Annotated in this window: 13 protein-coding genes and 2 pseudogenes; 5 read left to right on the top strand and 10 right to left on the bottom strand. The window is 46.3% G+C overall.

Going from position 1 to position 15,988, the window contains the following annotated elements; genetic code table 11:
* Positions 1-13 precede the first annotated feature (13 nt).
* The 4 genes and pseudogenes from MHI55_RS10750 to MHI55_RS10735 all read right to left on the bottom strand — a co-directional run.
* Positions 14-1,525, bottom strand: coding sequence for a sensor domain-containing diguanylate cyclase (locus MHI55_RS10750; protein ID WP_340389950.1), 1,512 nt, complete (start codon positions 1,523-1,525; stop codon positions 14-16).
* Positions 1,526-1,797: 272 nt separating this feature from the next.
* Entirely contained in the window at positions 1,798-2,535 is a 738-nt protein-coding gene (locus tag MHI55_RS10745) for a fused MFS/spermidine synthase (protein WP_340389948.1), read from the bottom strand.
* 159 nt (positions 2,536-2,694) lie between these two features.
* Positions 2,695-3,597: a LysR family transcriptional regulator gene (locus MHI55_RS10740; protein ID WP_017689438.1), complete on the bottom strand. Its 903-nt coding sequence runs from the start codon at positions 3,595-3,597 to the stop codon at positions 2,695-2,697.
* A 59-nt stretch (positions 3,598-3,656) separates the two neighbouring features.
* Positions 3,657-3,875: pseudogene (locus MHI55_RS10735) on the bottom strand (oxidoreductase); the annotation flags it as partial.
* On the opposite strand from MHI55_RS10735, the pseudogene MHI55_RS10730 reads away from it, so the two are divergent.
* Positions 3,861-3,998 (top strand): annotated as a pseudogene (locus tag MHI55_RS10730) (AraC family transcriptional regulator); the annotation flags it as partial. The pseudogenes MHI55_RS10735 and MHI55_RS10730 sit on opposite strands and share 15 nt — an antisense overlap.
* 64 nt (positions 3,999-4,062) lie before the next feature.
* Here MHI55_RS10730 and MHI55_RS10725 read toward each other — a convergent pair.
* Complete coding sequence (locus MHI55_RS10725) at positions 4,063-4,497, bottom strand: MerR family transcriptional regulator (protein ID WP_340390588.1); 435 nt, start codon at positions 4,495-4,497, stop codon at positions 4,063-4,065.
* A gap of 171 nt (positions 4,498-4,668) precedes the next feature.
* On the opposite strand from MHI55_RS10725, the gene MHI55_RS10720 reads away from it, so the two are divergent.
* Complete coding sequence (locus MHI55_RS10720; protein ID WP_340389946.1) at positions 4,669-5,547, top strand: SDR family NAD(P)-dependent oxidoreductase; 879 nt, start codon at positions 4,669-4,671, stop codon at positions 5,545-5,547.
* A 90-nt stretch (positions 5,548-5,637) separates the two neighbouring features.
* Here MHI55_RS10720 and MHI55_RS10715 read toward each other — a convergent pair whose 3' ends face one another.
* The 3 genes from MHI55_RS10715 to garR form a co-directional block, all read right to left on the bottom strand.
* Entirely contained in the window at positions 5,638-6,996 is a 1,359-nt protein-coding gene (locus tag MHI55_RS10715) for a GntP family permease (RefSeq protein WP_036609749.1), read from the bottom strand.
* A 92-nt stretch (positions 6,997-7,088) separates the two neighbouring features.
* Positions 7,089-8,513 carry a four-carbon acid sugar kinase family protein gene (locus tag MHI55_RS10710; RefSeq protein ID WP_340389944.1) on the bottom strand — a complete coding sequence of 475 codons (1,425 nt, stop codon included), beginning with the start codon at positions 8,511-8,513 and terminating at the stop codon, positions 7,089-7,091.
* Between the two features lie 58 nt (positions 8,514-8,571).
* A complete protein-coding gene (gene garR, locus MHI55_RS10705; protein WP_036670060.1) occupies positions 8,572-9,465 on the bottom strand; it encodes a 2-hydroxy-3-oxopropionate reductase in 894 nt (297 codons plus the stop codon).
* A 200-nt stretch (positions 9,466-9,665) separates the two neighbouring features.
* On the opposite strand from garR, the gene MHI55_RS10700 reads away from it, so the two are divergent.
* The 3 genes from MHI55_RS10700 (at position 9,666) to MHI55_RS10690 (ending at position 12,839) form a co-directional block, all read left to right on the top strand.
* Positions 9,666-10,286: a GntR family transcriptional regulator gene (locus tag MHI55_RS10700; RefSeq protein WP_036670058.1), complete on the top strand. Its 621-nt coding sequence runs from the start codon at positions 9,666-9,668 to the stop codon at positions 10,284-10,286.
* Between the two features lie 170 nt (positions 10,287-10,456).
* On the top strand, positions 10,457-11,620 hold the full coding sequence (locus tag MHI55_RS10695; RefSeq protein ID WP_340389942.1) for an oxalate decarboxylase family bicupin: 1,164 nt from the start codon (positions 10,457-10,459) through the stop codon (positions 11,618-11,620).
* 79 nt (positions 11,621-11,699) lie between these two features.
* Positions 11,700-12,839 carry a zinc-dependent alcohol dehydrogenase gene (locus MHI55_RS10690; protein ID WP_340389940.1) on the top strand — a complete coding sequence of 380 codons (1,140 nt, stop codon included), beginning with the start codon at positions 11,700-11,702 and terminating at the stop codon, positions 12,837-12,839.
* Between the two features lie 139 nt (positions 12,840-12,978).
* Here the strand turns inward: MHI55_RS10690 and MHI55_RS10685 are convergent, their stop codons facing one another.
* Both MHI55_RS10685 and MHI55_RS10680 read right to left on the bottom strand, forming a co-directional pair.
* Positions 12,979-13,767: a class I SAM-dependent methyltransferase gene (locus MHI55_RS10685; RefSeq protein ID WP_101313379.1), complete on the bottom strand. Its 789-nt coding sequence runs from the start codon at positions 13,765-13,767 to the stop codon at positions 12,979-12,981.
* 201 nt (positions 13,768-13,968) lie between these two features.
* The gene (locus tag MHI55_RS10680; protein ID WP_101313378.1) at positions 13,969-15,936 is read right to left on the bottom strand and encodes a PTS fructose transporter subunit IIABC; all 1,968 of its coding nucleotides are present in this window, start codon (positions 15,934-15,936) and stop codon (positions 13,969-13,971) included.
* Between the last annotated feature and the right edge of the window lie 52 nt (positions 15,937-15,988).

The raw sequence follows: 15,988 nt of genomic DNA, 5'->3' as shown, positions 1-15,988 counted from the left end.
CTTCTTTGCTTGCTTATTTAATAACCGATTGGATCGTAACCGTACGGTTACGTCCCTCTTCCTTCGCTTGATACAATGCATTATCCGCCAGGTGAAACAGTTCTGTGGATGTTGTGGAGTGCTTGGGATATTCAGCAATTCCAGCCGAGATGGTGACGGAACGATCTATAGGCAATATGCTTTCTTCGACCGTTATTCGGATACGTTCAGCAATCTCAAAAGCGACGTTAGACTCGGAATTTCTTAACAAGACTACAAATTCCTCTCCACCAAACCTGGCGCATACATCTTCTGGTCGAACAGACAATTGAATGATATTGGCAATGTGTTTTAATACTTCATCCCCAGCATGATGCCCGAATGTATCATTAATGGACTTGAAGCGGTCGATATCCAGAACAATAATGGAGAATGGCGCCTCATCCTGAATCCATTCCTGAATGACTTCTTCGAAGGTTCTGCGATTGTTCATGCCTGTTAAAACATCTGTTCTGGCATCATAGACAAGCTGGTTTGTCTGTTTCCTAAAGTTCGCTAATGCGCCAACAACTGCTCTTGTTAGAAGGTCTGCCTCTCTATTCCAGTGAGGTTTCATCACAGGCAGTTCTACTTGTCCCTTATCGACCTGATTCACCAAATCAGCCAGCATAGCAAAAGGACTGGCCAGCTTGCGTGCAACCCGAACCACAATAAGGGTCAGGATCAGGAAAGGCACTGAGGTGTACAGCAACAACATACGGATATGATGATTCAACTGATCGTACACCGTTTGGGTTGGAGACACGATTACGACGCCCCAACCTGTTGATGGAACTTTGTAATAACCTGCAAGCGAATCCACACCTGCCAGGTTTTTGTATTGTTCTTTACCGTTCTTGTTTACTAGCAGCTTTTGCACCACTTCATTTTTACTGACATTTTCACCAATTCGGTTGGTGTTTGGGTGAAATAACAAAGTGCCCTTCTTATCCACAATAAAAAAGTAGGACCCATTACTTGTTTTGAGCTGACTGCCAAAAGACAGACTCAATATATTATTTTCCTGTAAAAAGATATTTCCACCAATCGTTCCTTGGTAATCCCCTGCCGAATCAAAGATCGGTTCACTGACAAATACAATTCTGCGTTTGGTTCTGGGTGTCTGGTACGCTTCGGAGATATACGAAGTCCTCAAGCTAACCGCTTCTTTTGCAGCATTGGAACTAACATGGTGGCCTACGCTAGCCTGTGAGTAAGGTGAGGTAGACCTAACTACTCCCGCTTTATCTACCAAAGAAACGGAATTGAAAAAATTACTGCTATTGCGAACCAAATCCAATGTGGAATTCAACTCTTTTGTATTAGAGTGATCCATATCCGTGAAATATGTGGCTGCATATTTCAAGCTCTCCTGCATGGAATAAAAAAGCGAATCCAGCGTTTGGCTCATTTGCACAGCGCTTGCATAGTTTAGGGACAGGGTGTTATCAATGAGTGACTGTTTCTGAGATGTATAAGATGAGATGACCATGAGGGTCAATGTCATTATAACTGAAATAGTGACCAACCCGCCGAGTAAAGCCGTGAGGCTGATCTTCTTGATGTTTTTTATTTTTCTTCGTAATCTTCTAGATCTCTTGATCTGTGCAATCATCGTTTACTTCCCCCGGATTTTCATGAAAAAGCATATTCCTTCTATCTTATACGAAAGTTGTTAAGATCAAATAAAGAGACTGAGAAATCTTAACAATTACATCGTAAGATTGACGATTTAATGACATTTTACTTTCCCTGGAAGAATCACTGTTCAGGATCGCCCTAATCGACAATGATATATCCTTCTTCTGGCTCTTGTTCAACAAACCCTGCCATCTGACGAACCTGAAATTCGATCGGGTGATGACTACCCATTAAAATGCGATTCTGAACTTCATCCGCTGTTTCTGTAGGTAATGCGAATGCACGTGAATAGGCAAACTGTGCCTGAAGTGTCGTATAGATCGCATTGACAAGCCGATCGTTGCCCGCACGCCCAAACACATTAAGGATGACAGCTCCGTCCGAGTCCAGCTTGTCCTTGACCATGGCAAAAAAATCACTGGATATAAACTGCTCCGGTGTACCCGTTGCCGTAAAGGCATCAATAATAATATAATCATATGTCGCAGCGGATTCCTGGCCTAATAATTCACGACCATCCCCAATGAGCACAGGGCTTCCCTCATAGCCAAAAAAGGTCTGGCTCAACTCCACGACCTCTGCGTCAAGCTCAGCCACCTTTACCTGACGATCAGACAAGTAGGTTGGCAATGTGCCAATACCATGTCCCACCACAAATACGGTATCAAACTCAGGATCATTCCGTTCCATTAGATGCACCATCGCTCTCGGATACTCCAACACCATCCGGTTAGGCTCATCCAGATCCATGGCTCCCTGCACAGCTGCATTGGAGAATTCTAATACACGAAACTGGCCCTTCTCTCCATAAAGCTTTTTGGTATCATATACCGTCAGCTCATGCTGTTCACTTTTATTCCGATACAGAACTCTCACTAACCGTTCTCCCTTCGATCTCTTGCACACATTCGACATATACCTTCATTCTATTACACGGGATGACAACATACCACCCTATACTTTAAAGATCATAGTACAACAAAAAACCGTTCCGACTCATTCGGAAACGGCCTTTTGATGAACCATTTAACATTTCTAAGACCCTATGGCCTCATGCAGAGCCTGGACATATGCTACACCCAGATTAGAGAGAGAAGTGCTCTTGTGGCTTATCCACCCTACATTAATGGATTCCTCACATTCCAGCGGTACAGGAATGATCTCGTCTCCGTTCAGATCAGCGCTAAGTACACCTGTAGAAATCGTATAACCATTCAGACCAATCAACAGGTTAAACAATGTTGCGCGGTCATTGACCTGTATGCTTTTGGGGTGAGATAACGTACTCAGGATCTCTTCGGAAAAGTGAAAGGAATTATACTCTCCCTGATCAAATGACAAGTACGGATAATCCTGCAGTTGCTCGATTGCAACCGACTCCTGCTTCGCCAGCGGGTTCTTCACACTGATAAAGATATGGGGCTTGGCTGTGAACAAACTCGTGAAAACCAATCCCGCATCTTTTAACAATTTGTTAATCACCTTGGCATTGAACTCATTCAAATACAGGATGCCAATTTCACTGCGCAGGCTTTTCACGTCCTGAATAATCTCGTAGGTCTTTGTCTCCCGAAGCGCCAACTCGTATTCATCCTGACCATACTGCTGTACCAGACGAACAAAGGCATTCACTGCAAACGCATAATGCTGCGTCGATACAGAGAAGTGCTGCGGGGATGGCTTGGCGTTCAGATAACGATTCTCCAGCAATTCAGCTTGTTCTACCACCTGACGTGCATAACTCAGAAACTCAACGCCTTCTTTAGACAGAGATATTCCCTTATTGGTACGTTCAAAAATAGTAATTCGCAACTCCTGCTCCAGATCCCGAATGGCATTCGAAAGGCTGGGTTGCGAGATAAACAACCTTTTGGCTGCTTCATTCATGGAACCGCGCGTGGCAACTTCGATCACATATTTTAGTTGTTGTAATGTCACTGCACTATTCCTCTTTTCGTATCAATTGAATCTATTATATACCAAAAGAGGATCCGAACTTAAGCCATGCTTGCTGTCGGTCTCACTACAATCTCATTTACGTCCACCTCTGCCGGCTGGCTAATGGCATACAAGATACTTTGCGCAATCGCCGAGGCAGGAATCGATATGCGCCGATACTCTTTCATGAGATCACGTGCTTCTTCATCAGAAATCGTATCCGCGAGTTCCGATTCCGTCACGCCCGGTGATACAAGGGTTACACGGATATCTCCGACGCTGCGTTCCAGGTTGGCTATGAAAGTCCGTCTCAATTCAGCCGGGAGTATGCCCGCATGTATGGTCTCCCTCCCAAAAGCAATATCAAACGACTTCGTCATACACTCGATATTAAATACTAGAAACAGCAAAAAGACCCGCGTCATCATGACGTGGGTTTTCAGATTTAAATAGGCAGCAGCGCCATCAAGAGAATAGGTTCTGTTTTTCAAAAACAGACATCTGGTTCTCCCCGGCAATAGGACATTCATCAGGATACATACTTCGTTTCTCCAACTTCTCGTCGATAAAATCAACGACTTGTTGTAGCGAAGCAATCTGTGCTTCAACTTTCTTCCGGTGATTCACCAGCATCTCCCGTTCATCCGGGAAATCGGCGAGATCGGAATCCATGGACATTTGTAAATAAGGCTTCATTTCCTCCAGAGACATTCCTGTTTTTTTCAGGCAAGTGATCAACTTCATCGTATGGATATCCTCCGAGCGATATACCCGATGGCGATTGGCCTTGCGTTCCGCTCGGGGAAGCAGCCCAATCTTCTCATAATAACGAATTGTATCTTCTGATAATCCGGCCTGTTCTGACGTTTCTTTAATGGAGAACACTTCATTCTCACTCATCATATGGGCCTCCTCCACATTCATTTCTCTCCATATTACAACTTGGAGCTGACTCCAAGTCAAGCATGATCCGTTCAATCCCAACACCCCTTGACTTGGAGTCGACTCCAAGTTATAGAATGAGCGCAGCATACAGATTCGTTCTGTAATCCCATTCTTCTGGAGGTATATATGAATATACAAAATCAACTTCGCACAGCTCTCATCACAGGGTCAACGTCAGGAATTGGTCTTGAACTGACACGCAAGTTACTGGCTGAAGGATGGCAGGTAATCGGTCTCAACCGTTCTGCTTTCCCATCCGAGGATACCGATATTGAGAACGCCTTACGTACAGGCCAGCTCCGTTGGGTTCAGGCTAATCTGACCAACTACGACAGTCTTAGAACTGCACTCGATCAGATTAAATCCGATACCAATTCGATCGATGTCTTGTTTAACAATGCCGGAGGCAGCGCTGCCGAACTTCGTTTCTCTGATCAGGGGCATGAACTGCACTTTGAACTTCAGACGGTAGTCCCTTACATCATCTACATGGAATTAGTTGAGCTATTGCTCAAAGGACAGATGAAAACAGTTATTAATACTTCCACCACCTCGTTCAATATGATCAGACAATTTGATATGAACATCCTGGAACGTCCAGCCGAATTCAAAAAGCTGTTTGGTCCTTATGCCACCTCGAAGCTCGGCTTATCCCTATGGACACGCGAGGTTGCCAAGTCTCCCAATGCGGATGGCATGCAATTACTAAGCGTAGATCCCGGTGGAAATAATACGCTAAGGGGCAACAAAACATCCGGCCTGCCCTTCTATATCAAACCTATCATGAAATGGTTCTTTCCTCATCCAAGCCATGGCGCTTCGTTGCTCTACAATGCGGCCTTATCCCCAGCCAGACACGAATCCGGTGCGTTCCTGGTTAAAAATAAAGCGACAGAGCTTCGTTTCACAGAGCAAGGCCCTGCTGTTTTAAAGCGGGTAAACGAGATCTACGAGCAGCGTTTTCGTACAAAGAAGTCTGGAAAGACCACAATCACTCCATCTTAATCATGATGGCCCGTAAGCAGTAAACATAACAAAAAAACACGCCCTAGCGGCGTGTTTTTAGGTTTATAGGCTTTATGGTTTTTTTCCTTGTTAGATAAAGACACTCAACAATAACACCATGCCAAAGGCGGCAAATCCGAGAATGGTCTCCATGACCGTCCATGTCTTAAGTGTCTGCGGCACAGACAGATTCAAATACTCTTTGACAATCCAGAATCCAGAATCATTCACATGGGACAAAATAATCGAACCTGCTCCCGTTGCGAGCACCAGCAACTCCGGACTTACCCCCGGCATCGTCATAGCGATTGGAGCCACAATGCCCGCCGCTGTTGTCATAGCCACCGTAGCTGAACCTACCGCCGCACGAATCAATCCGGCAATAACAAAGGCCAGCACGAGTGGCGACAGATGCGCACTTTGGGCAAAACCCGCTATCGCGTCACCTACACCGCTGTCTGTCAGGATACGGTTGAATCCGCCTCCTGCACCGATCAGCAAGATAATGGAAGCAACTGGGCCCAAGCAATCATTTGTATATTTCAATATCTGCTGTTTGCTGAAACCACGTGCATATCCAAAAGAATAAAAGGAAAAGAGCAGAGCGAGCAGCAGTGCAATAATCGGACTACCGATGAAATCAACGACCTGACGGAATCCGTTTGTCTCTGGTAAAATCAGATCCACAATCGTAGCGAGCAACATCAGAATCACCGGAAGCAAGATCGTAAAGAGGGTGATGCCGAAACCAGGCAGTTCCCGATCTTTGGTCTCAGTGAACTGTTCCATTAGCTCACTTGAAGTCTCGACTTTGATCCGCTTGGAAATCCATGTTCCATAGAGCGGACCTGCAATTGCTGCGGCTGGAAGGGATACAATCAGAGCCAGGAATATTGTTTTACCAACATCGGCATTGAAGATTCCTACCGCGAGCATCGCCGCCGGATGAGGCGGAATCAGACTGTGTACCACGGCAAGACCCGCGACAAGTGAAAGTCCGATTTTGATCAGCGACGTCCCTGTATGCTTCGCAATAACAAATACCAGCGGGAAGAGTAGCACGATCCCAACCTGGATAAATACCGGAATACCACAGATCAGTGCAACAACCATCATCGCCCAGTGTACATTCTTCTCACCGAAGACACGAACGAGTGTCTGGGCTATTCGTTCGGCCCCACCAGACTCGGCCATGAGTTTCCCGAGCATCGTTCCAAGTCCCAGAACAATCGCGATGAATCCGAGAACGCTTGCAACACCTTCTTGATAAGACTTCACGATATCCGTGAACGGCATACCCGAGATCAATCCCATAAAGACAGCGCCCACGATTAGGGCAACAAATGGATTCATTTTAAATTTGGCAATTAACAGAATCAATCCAAGAATGGATATCAGTGCGTAGAGCAGCAGACTTGCATCATGACTAAGACCGAATACGGAATACATCCGAATAGCCTCCCCCAAGTTGTTATGTTGTGTCAGCACGCAGTATTACGCTGGCCCAAACGACCTGAACACCGCGCGCCTTCGTATTAAGCTTAAGCTTCGATCTTCTCTACCGTTTCCAACAGCGCACGTTCCCCGCCAACATTCCCTGGAAACACGATATAAGGGATACCACTGAATTTGGCTTCTTCCCCTGTCAACCATACCGGAATGCCCGCAGCCACTTGACCGAGCACCCTTGCTTTACGTATGGCCAGACCTTTCGTTGCCACATCACTGGATGTAATGCCACCTTTGGCAATAATGAACTTCGGTACGACTTCAAGGGATTGCACAATCTCGACCAAAGCTGACGATACCGTCTGACTGATCTTGAAATTGCCCTCATGTCCTTCTACGGTGATGAGCTTACGGCTGCTGTATACAACAACATTGTTGCCCTCCGCAAGCTGTCTGTTCGCTTCACCAATCACACGTCGAATTTCTTCCGTATATCCATCCGGCGTTAATACACGCTCCACATCGATCTCCAGACTGATGATGCCCGGAAACGTAAGCAGTTGTTCCAGTTGACGAGTCGTCTTCTGCACATAGGAACCAACAACAACGATTCCGCCATGTTGTTCCTGTCCGCTTGCGATCAGCTGTTCTTTCGGCAGAAATGCCTGATCCGAGATGCCTGCATACGATTTGACAAAGGAGGCCGCCGTCCGGAAAATATAAGCTTTCCCCTCATCCTCTGCTTGCAGCAAAGCCAGAGAAAGTACATCCATATCTGCATAAGAGAACGCATTCACGATAATCGGTACATTGTCTTCGGCTTTCAGCAAAATCACTTTGACTACATCGACTCCTTGACGGATTTCCTCCAGTGAAATGGTAAGACAGCGACTAGCCTTAATACGGCCTGAAGTCTTCTCCTCTACCCACGATGGCAGATCTCCATGCTCATACCCAAATACTTTATCCTTGGCAAATTCCGTCTCATGAACTGGAATCAACTGTTCGCCCTCAACCATATAATGCGTGTTGCCTATCGTAACCCGTCCTGCCTCGAAAAAGGCCGGAATGATCAGTTGTCCGTCATATGCACGTCCGCTGACACGCGCCACTTCTTCGGCTAGCACATCCGTCTCCAGCGGATAATAACCACGTAGCATGGAGTCACTACGACTCACAAAGGTGAAACTCGTTCCTTCCTCTGCTGCAACCTCTTGCACATTGCGGGCAATCTCCCGATTAATACGTTCCGCTGTATCTGCATCCAGCCCTCGTGTATTGGTCAGAATATAGAATAACGATTCAGAGGATCGAAACGCCTCCTGCAACAGTGGCTTGTCCCACTGTGTCAACACATCAATATCATGAACCGTCTGTACACCGGTTGGGTCATCATCCAGCACGATAATTTTGCGAGCCCTCGCATCCTGCAATTGCCTAATCTGTCCTTGCACTCCTTCAGAAGAGTTGTCCGTCCGAAGAGCTGCGGGGATATCCGATAACGTCTGATAGGTCATGTCTCTCCACCTCATATCTATATCTATTAACATTCTTTTTTCTTTTTTTAATTTTTTATTAGACCCGATTCACTTCTACACCTGCGAGTTTCTCAAAATACTGAACGATTCCGCCATGGTCATCTGCGGCTTTACCATCAATCTTCAGTGCATGGAAAATCTCCAGCAACTGACTGCTGAGCGGTAAAGGAACACCGATATCATGCGCCGTTTCCATCACATTGGTCATGTCTTTGAGATTAATATCAATGCGTCCCCCAGCGACAAAGTTACGATCCAGAATGAGTGGAACTTTTGCATCCAGTACCGCACTTCCAGCAAGGCCACTACGGATTGCCTGATACATCTTCTCTACATCAATGCCAGCCTTGGCTGCAAATACAAGCGCTTCGGACATGGCGGCAATATTCAGGTTCACGATAATCTGATTCGCCAGCTTGGCTGTTGCACCTGAACCATTATCCCCCACTCGCGTTACATCCTGTCCGACCACTTGCAGAACCTCTTTCACAGATTCGAAAATCATTTCATTGCCACCCACCATGATGGCGAGTGTACCATCTATAGCTTTGGGTTCCCCACCACTTACGGGCGCATCCAACATATGCAAGCCTGATTTGGATACAAGCTGAGCCAGCTCTTTGGAAACGACCGGCGAGATTGAGCTCATGTCGATAATGATACTTCCCGTATTGGCTCCTGCCAGCACACCTTGTTCGCCCGTTATAACGGTGCGGACATGCTCTGAGTTGGGCAGCATCGTGAAGATGACATCACTATGCTCAGCCACCTCTTTCGGAGATGCTGCGCCTCGCGCTCCTGCATCAGCCAATGACATCACAGCCGTTTGATTAATATCGTATACGCTTACATCATATCCCGCCCGGATCAGGTTCAATGACATAGGACGTCCCATAATACCGAGTCCAATAAATCCAATTCGTTTCTTCATCTTGCAATCCCTCCAGCCTAAATTCTTCGCTTTTCACTCTTGTAATCGCTATCATTCCTGTTCACATTCGTTATTGTACACAACATTTTAATTTTTGTATACAATTTTATTATTTATGTATCCGAAAATTAAAATTCGGTTTTTAATCTTGTTGTTTATTGCCTTCTTTTTCGCTAAAGTAAAGGGAGAGGTGAAATACAATGCAACCAAGTACGGACAAGTCCCGTCCAGCTTATCAGCAGGCCTATGAAGTTCTGCGGGACATGATTTTGCAAGGCACCCTTTCTCCGGGAACCAAACTTGTGGAAGAGAAGCTGGCGACCGATCTGAATGTCAGCCGGACTCCGATCCGAGAATCCATCCGCCGCCTGGAACAGGAAGGATTAGTCGTGAACAAACGGGTCGTCAAGCTAACCGAGACCGATCTAAGAAATACGTTTGAATTACGGAAGTTACTGGAGGGACATGCGGCTCAATCTGCAGCTGCCTTCTTATCCGCCCAGGAAGTGGCGGCTCTTGAGCATTGCGTCCAAGTGGGACATACCGGAAGCAAAGAAGAGATTATGGAAGCCAATAAAGAGTTTCACGAAATCATCATGCGCGCGAGTAATAACGCATTGATGATTGATCTCTTCGACAAAATGCAATCCGTCATTTATCTATTCCGTCAGACGGTTGTGTATTATCAGCGCCCCTTCCTCATTGAAGAGCATCATCAGATCTGTGAAGCGATCAAGGCACATGACGGGCAGACTGCCGAACGACTGATGAAAGAGCATCTGCAATCCGATCTGGAATTCTGCCTTCATTTGATTCGATAACCGGATTCATGGATTGTTCGACTTTCTCACATCCGTATAAAGACGTGACCGCATGCGGTCACGTTTTTTTGTCGTTTGTCCCTCATATTATCCAGGCTCTGATTCATAGGTGTAAACATAACGATACAATGTCGCGTGTGACATGTTATTGAATCTGGAGGGATCACTCAATGACCAAAGGACAGCAACCTAACGAAAAATCATTTATTATCCCGCAACCCATTCGCAGTGATGGCGCTGGTGGACCTGATCTGGGACCCAGAGACGTCATGAGAGATATACAAAACCCCGATATGCTGGTACCTCCGGCAACCGATAACGGGTTATTGCCCAATCTGAGAATGTCTTTTTCCGATACCCATATGCAATTGAACCATGGGGGTTGGTCACGTGAAATCACCGTACGGGATCTCCCTATTGCCACTACACTGGCAGGTGTGAACATGAGCCTGACACCGGGAGGTGTAAGGGAATTGCACTGGCATCAGCAATCCGAGTGGGCCTATATGATCTGGGGAACGGCAAGAATCACTTCGGTAGATCAGAACGGACGTAATTTTATTGCGGATGTCGGGCCTGGCGATCTCTGGTTTTTCCCCAAGGGTCTACCCCATTCCATTCAGGGACTGGAGGATGGTTGTGAATTTCTGCTTGTGTTTGATGACGGGTCCTTCTCCGATCTGAATACGTTATCCATATCCGATTGGTTTGCCCATACCCCACCAGAGGTATTGTCTGTCAATTTCGGCGTGCCCGAATCCGCTTTTCATTCAATGCCGAAGGAACAGGTCTACATTTTCCAAGATACTGTCCCAGGTTCCATCGAGAGCCAGGAAGTTCAGTCGCCATACGGCACCGTCCCTCTCACATTTAAACACCGATTGCTGGCCCAGGAACCACTCATTACACCCGGCGGAAGCGTCCGGATTGTCGACTCCACCAACTTCCCCATCTCAACTACCGTTGCAGCCGCACTCGTTGAGATCCGACCTGGCGCCATGCGTGAACTGCACTGGCATCCCAATGCAGATGAATGGCAATACTATCTGACAGGACAAGGGAGAATGACTGTCTTTGGAGGCAATGGCATTGCTCGCACATTTGACTATCGGGCTGGAGATGTCGGATATGTTCCTGTCGCAATGGGACACTATATACAAAATACCGGCACAGACACTTTATGGTTTTTGGAGATATTCCGAAGTGATCGATTCGAGGATGTATCGCTGAATCAGTGGATGGCGTTAACCCCGCGGGATCTGGTCCGTGACAATCTGAATGCGCCGTCTGAGTTGCTCGATGCCTTGCGTAAAGTAAAATGGCCTGTCGTTTAATTTAGTATGTATATCTATCATTTAAGCTGAAATGGGGTAATTGTCAGAGAATCCCACTATATAAGGAGGAATATGAAAGATGAGAGCCGTTACGTTTCAGGGAATCAAGGACATTCAAGTCAAAGAGGTTGAAGATCCCAAACTGCAACAGAAGGATGACATTATCGTTCGTATTACTTCCTCAGCTATATGTGGATCGGATCTGCATATTTATCAGGGAGCCTTGCCTGCTGCCAAAGATTACGTTATCGGTCATGAACCGATGGGCATTGTAGAAGAAGTAGGTCCAGAAGTGACACGTGTGAAGAAGGGGGACCGTGTGGTCCTGCCTTTTAACATCGCTTGTGGTGAATGCTTCTATTGCAATCATGACATGGAGAGCCAGTGCGATAATTCCAATGGCAATCCGGATATTCATACAGGTGGATATTTTGGATTCACCGAACGTTACGGAAACCACCCCGGAGGTCAGGCAGAATTATTGCGTGTTCCCTACGGGAACTTCACTCCGTTTGTGATTCCTGAATCCTGTGAACTGGAAGATGAGGCTTTATTATTCCTGTCCGATGTTCTTCCAACCGCATATTGGAGCGTGGAGAATGCCGGAGTTAAACCGGGAGATACGGTTACTGTACTCGGTAGTGGACCCATTGGGCTGATGACGCAGAAGTTCGCCTGGCTGAAAGGTGCCAAACGCGTTATTGCTGTGGATCGCCTGCCCTATCGACTGGAGAAAGCCAAACGTTTGAACGATGCAGAGATCTTTAATTTCGAAGATTACGATGATATGGGTGAGCACATTCGCGAGATTACACAAGGCGGAACCGACGTTGTTATCGACTGTGTAGGTATGGATGGTAAAAAGAACATGCTGGAGGAGATCGGACAGAAGCTGAAACTTCATGGCGGTTCACTGAGTGCGATTGAAATCGGCATGAAAGCAATCCGCAAATTCGGTACACTCCAACTTACGGGTGTATATGGCTCTTCCTACAACATGTTTCCGTTAGGTAATTTGTTTGAACGCAATATCAATCTTAAAATGGGACAAGCTCCTGTTATACATTACATGCCTGAATTGTTCCGCAAAATCACTGCTGGTGAATTTGATCCAACGGAGATCATCTCCCATCGGATTTCACTGGAGAATGCAAGCGATGCATACCGCATTTTCAACGATCATGAAGACGAATGTACCAAAGTTATACTAAAACCCTGAACCATCGCTTTGATTATAAATATGCAAAATAAAACAAGCAGAACTACCTGTTCAAGGTACTCTGCTTGTTTTATTTTATTGACATTCATCCTGTTACCGTTGCATAAACTGCTCAGCCAGCTAAATGGTCTGTACCTAATCAGACATGAGTCGGTTTAGTCGCTTGGATATACACACTTTCTCCTTGGAAGCTTTCGAGCTTCCCGTTCGTTGTCACTTCAAAATTGAAAAATTTTCTGATGATGGACGGTGCACTCAACATACTTGCTTCAAGTTCCCTTCTCTCCCGTTCCGGCAGTGCCGCACGGTTACACCACTCTTCAAACTTAAAGCGCTTCTGGAAGGAAACCATCGTTTCCATTCGGAAGCCCGCATACTCCAGCATATGAATCCATTCCGTCTTGCGCCATGCTCGAACATGGCTTGCATCCCGGCACTTCTCGACTTCATTGTAAAACTGGTCATTCTCATCACGTTCAGGTGCCACGTTGTCAATGAATAACAACCTTCCACCGGGCTTCATGACTCGTAATGCCTCATGAACAAACGAAGAAACGTCCGGAAAATGGTGAGCAGCGATTCGGCAGGTTACAAGGTCATAGATATCATCATCGAATGGCAGCTTCTCTGCATCCCCGGCAACAAAATCTACATTACGGTGTCCATTGCCCTGGATAAATGCTTCAGCTACCTGAAGCATTTCTTCCGTTAGATCGAGGGCTGTCACCCGCTGAACAAGTGGAGCCAATGCATTAGCGACATGCCCTCCTCCAGTGGCGATATCCAGCACGTTCATATCCGGAGTGGCTTGAGATGAAGCCACGAGCAACGCGAGATCCTCACCTTTGGCATGCCCCGAACTCGTCACATATTTACCTGCATTTTTCGCAAACTGCTTCTGCACCTGACTTTTGATTACATCAGACATTCCAATTCCTCCTGCATAAGTTTCATTAGACGAAACATAGTTTCAAAATATAATTATATTTATTTTACCACACATGAATGTAAAATCTAAATAAGCATTTTACACAAATCCAAGGAGAACTTTCCACTACCTAACGAAAAAGCTGAAATAAAAAAAACATCCCCCAAGCGAATTTCACTCAGGAGATGTTACTTATATTTGTTACTTCACGAGCTTTGGTGACTTCTTCCACAAGCCCAGAATCAGACCGGAGATCACAGAACCAATCGCAACAGCAAGCAGGAACAATAATGCGTGGTTCGCCAGTGCTGCAACAAAGATCCCGCCATGCGGAGCTGGTACATTAATGTGCCACAGTTGTGTCAATCCGCCAGCAACAGCGGAACCCAGAATACAAGAAGTCAATACACGCAATGGATCAGCCGCAGCAAATGGAATTGCACCTTCTGTAATGAAAGAGAATCCAAGTACATAGTTAGTCAAACCTGATTTGCGTTCTTGCTCTGTAAATTTGGATTTGAAGAACGTTGTTGCAAGTGCAATCGCCAGAGGAGGTACCATACCGCCTGCCATAACCGCTGCCATCCATGCACCGTCTGTGTTACCACTGGATGTGAATACCCCAATAGCGAATGTGTAAGCCGCTTTGTTGAACGGTCCCCCCATATCGATGGACATCATACCACCAAGCAACAAGCCCAACAATACCGCATTACCTGTACCCAGATTACCCAGTGCATCTACAAGCCAGGTGTTCAGGGAACCAAAGATTGGATCAAAGACATAGAAACTGATGGCACCTACGATCAGCAAACCAAATACCGGATACAGCAAGATTGGTTTCAAGCCATCAATCGCTTTTGGCAATCCTTTGAACAACTTACGGAGACCAATAACTACATAACCCGCCAGGAAACCGGCAGCCAAACCACCAAGGAAACCGGCGTTTGAGTTAACCGCCATCAATCCACCGACCATACCAGGCATCAGGGCTGGGCGATCACCAATACTCATCGCGATAAATCCGGCAAGTACCGGAATCAGGAAGTGGAACGCACCTGTTCCGCCACCGATCGTTTGAAGCAGTTGCACAATCGGATTCTCAGGGCTAGCAAGCTGTTCGAACAAGAAGGAGATTGCTAGCAGGATACCGCCACCTACAACGAATGGCAGCATATGCGAGATACCATTCATCAGATCTTTATAGATTTTGCTACCTACACTAATCTTGCCAGTGCTTGCGCCCTCTTCCTTCGCATTTCCGCCTTGGCTGCGATAGATCGGTGCATCACCGTTAACGGCCTTGCGAATCAGCTCTTCGGATTTACGGATTCCATCACTCACCGGTCTTTGCAATACCGGTTTGCCATCGAAACGTGCCATCTCCACATTTTTGTCTGCGGCAACGATAACCCCTTTAGCACGAGCGATCTCATCAGCAGTGAGAACATTCTGCGCTCCTTCAGAGCCGTTTGTCTCTACGCGAATATTAATGCCCATTTCCTGAGCTTTCTTTTTAAGTGCATCTTCAGCCATAAACGTATGAGCTATACCGGTTGGACAGGCTGTAACCGCAACAACAAAATCTTCCGAATTGGCATTACCTACAATCACACCAGAAGTATTCTGTTGCTGACCAGTAGTAGAAGCGGAGGCGGCATTTGCTTCTTTTTCAGCTTTTGCTTTTTCTTTGGCTGCTTCCTTCTCCGCTGCTTCTGCCTGTTTGGCATCAAACAATGCACTAACTTCGGCTGGTGTATCTGTACTCATCAATTGTGAGATGAAATCGCTATCAATCAACAACCTGGAAAGAGCTGCAAGCGTACGCAGATGGGTATTACCTGCGCCTTCTGGAGCCGCAATCATGAAGAACACATGAGCTGGCTGATCATCCAACGCTTCAAAATCAAGTCCTTTTCTACTCTTGGCAAATACAACTGTTGGTTCGTTCACCGCTGTTGTTTTGGCATGTGGCATTGCAATTCCGCCACCGATACCCGTGCTCGATTCAGCTTCTCTTTTATAGATCATTTCCTTGAACAGGACCGGATCATTGATTCGTCCGCTTCGGTTCAGGCTTGCAATTAGTTCATCAATAGCCTCATCTTTGGTTGTGGCTTGCAGGTCCATGATCATCGTTTCTTGGATCATCAAGTCTGTTATTCTCATCTTGGTACACTCCCTTAAGTTCAGTCGGCCTGCATAGGCAGGCCTCACTACA

Origin of the sequence: Paenibacillus sp. FSL E2-0151 (assembly GCF_037993015.1) — a bacterium.
Lineage (GTDB): Bacteria > Bacillota > Bacilli > Paenibacillales > Paenibacillaceae > Paenibacillus > Paenibacillus amylolyticus.
This window is presented reverse-complemented; position numbering and strand designations above follow the sequence as displayed.

Excerpts from the sequence above, each read along its gene's own strand:
- MHI55_RS10750 (WP_340389950.1), bottom strand. The coding sequence starts at position 1,525 with ATGACATTGACCCTCATGGTCATCTCATCTTATACATCTCAGAAACAG.
- MHI55_RS10725 (WP_340390588.1), bottom strand. The coding sequence starts at position 4,497 with ATGAGTGAGAATGAAGTGTTCTCCATTAAAGAAACGTCAGAACAGGCC.
- MHI55_RS10720 (WP_340389946.1), top strand. The coding sequence starts at position 4,669 with ATGAATATACAAAATCAACTTCGCACAGCTCTCATCACAGGGTCAACG.
- MHI55_RS10715 (WP_036609749.1), bottom strand. The coding sequence starts at position 6,996 with ATGTATTCCGTATTCGGTCTTAGTCATGATGCAAGTCTGCTGCTCTAC.
- MHI55_RS10710 (WP_340389944.1), bottom strand. The coding sequence starts at position 8,513 with ATGACCTATCAGACGTTATCGGATATCCCCGCAGCTCTTCGGACGGAC.
- garR (WP_036670060.1), bottom strand. The coding sequence starts at position 9,465 with ATGAAGAAACGAATTGGATTTATTGGACTCGGTATTATGGGACGTCCT.
- MHI55_RS10700 (WP_036670058.1), top strand. The coding sequence starts at position 9,666 with ATGCAACCAAGTACGGACAAGTCCCGTCCAGCTTATCAGCAGGCCTAT.
- MHI55_RS10695 (WP_340389942.1), top strand. The coding sequence starts at position 10,457 with ATGACCAAAGGACAGCAACCTAACGAAAAATCATTTATTATCCCGCAA.
- MHI55_RS10690 (WP_340389940.1), top strand. The coding sequence starts at position 11,700 with ATGAGAGCCGTTACGTTTCAGGGAATCAAGGACATTCAAGTCAAAGAG.
- MHI55_RS10685 (WP_101313379.1), bottom strand. The coding sequence starts at position 13,767 with ATGTCTGATGTAATCAAAAGTCAGGTGCAGAAGCAGTTTGCGAAAAAT.
- MHI55_RS10680 (WP_101313378.1), bottom strand. The coding sequence starts at position 15,936 with ATGAGAATAACAGACTTGATGATCCAAGAAACGATGATCATGGACCTG.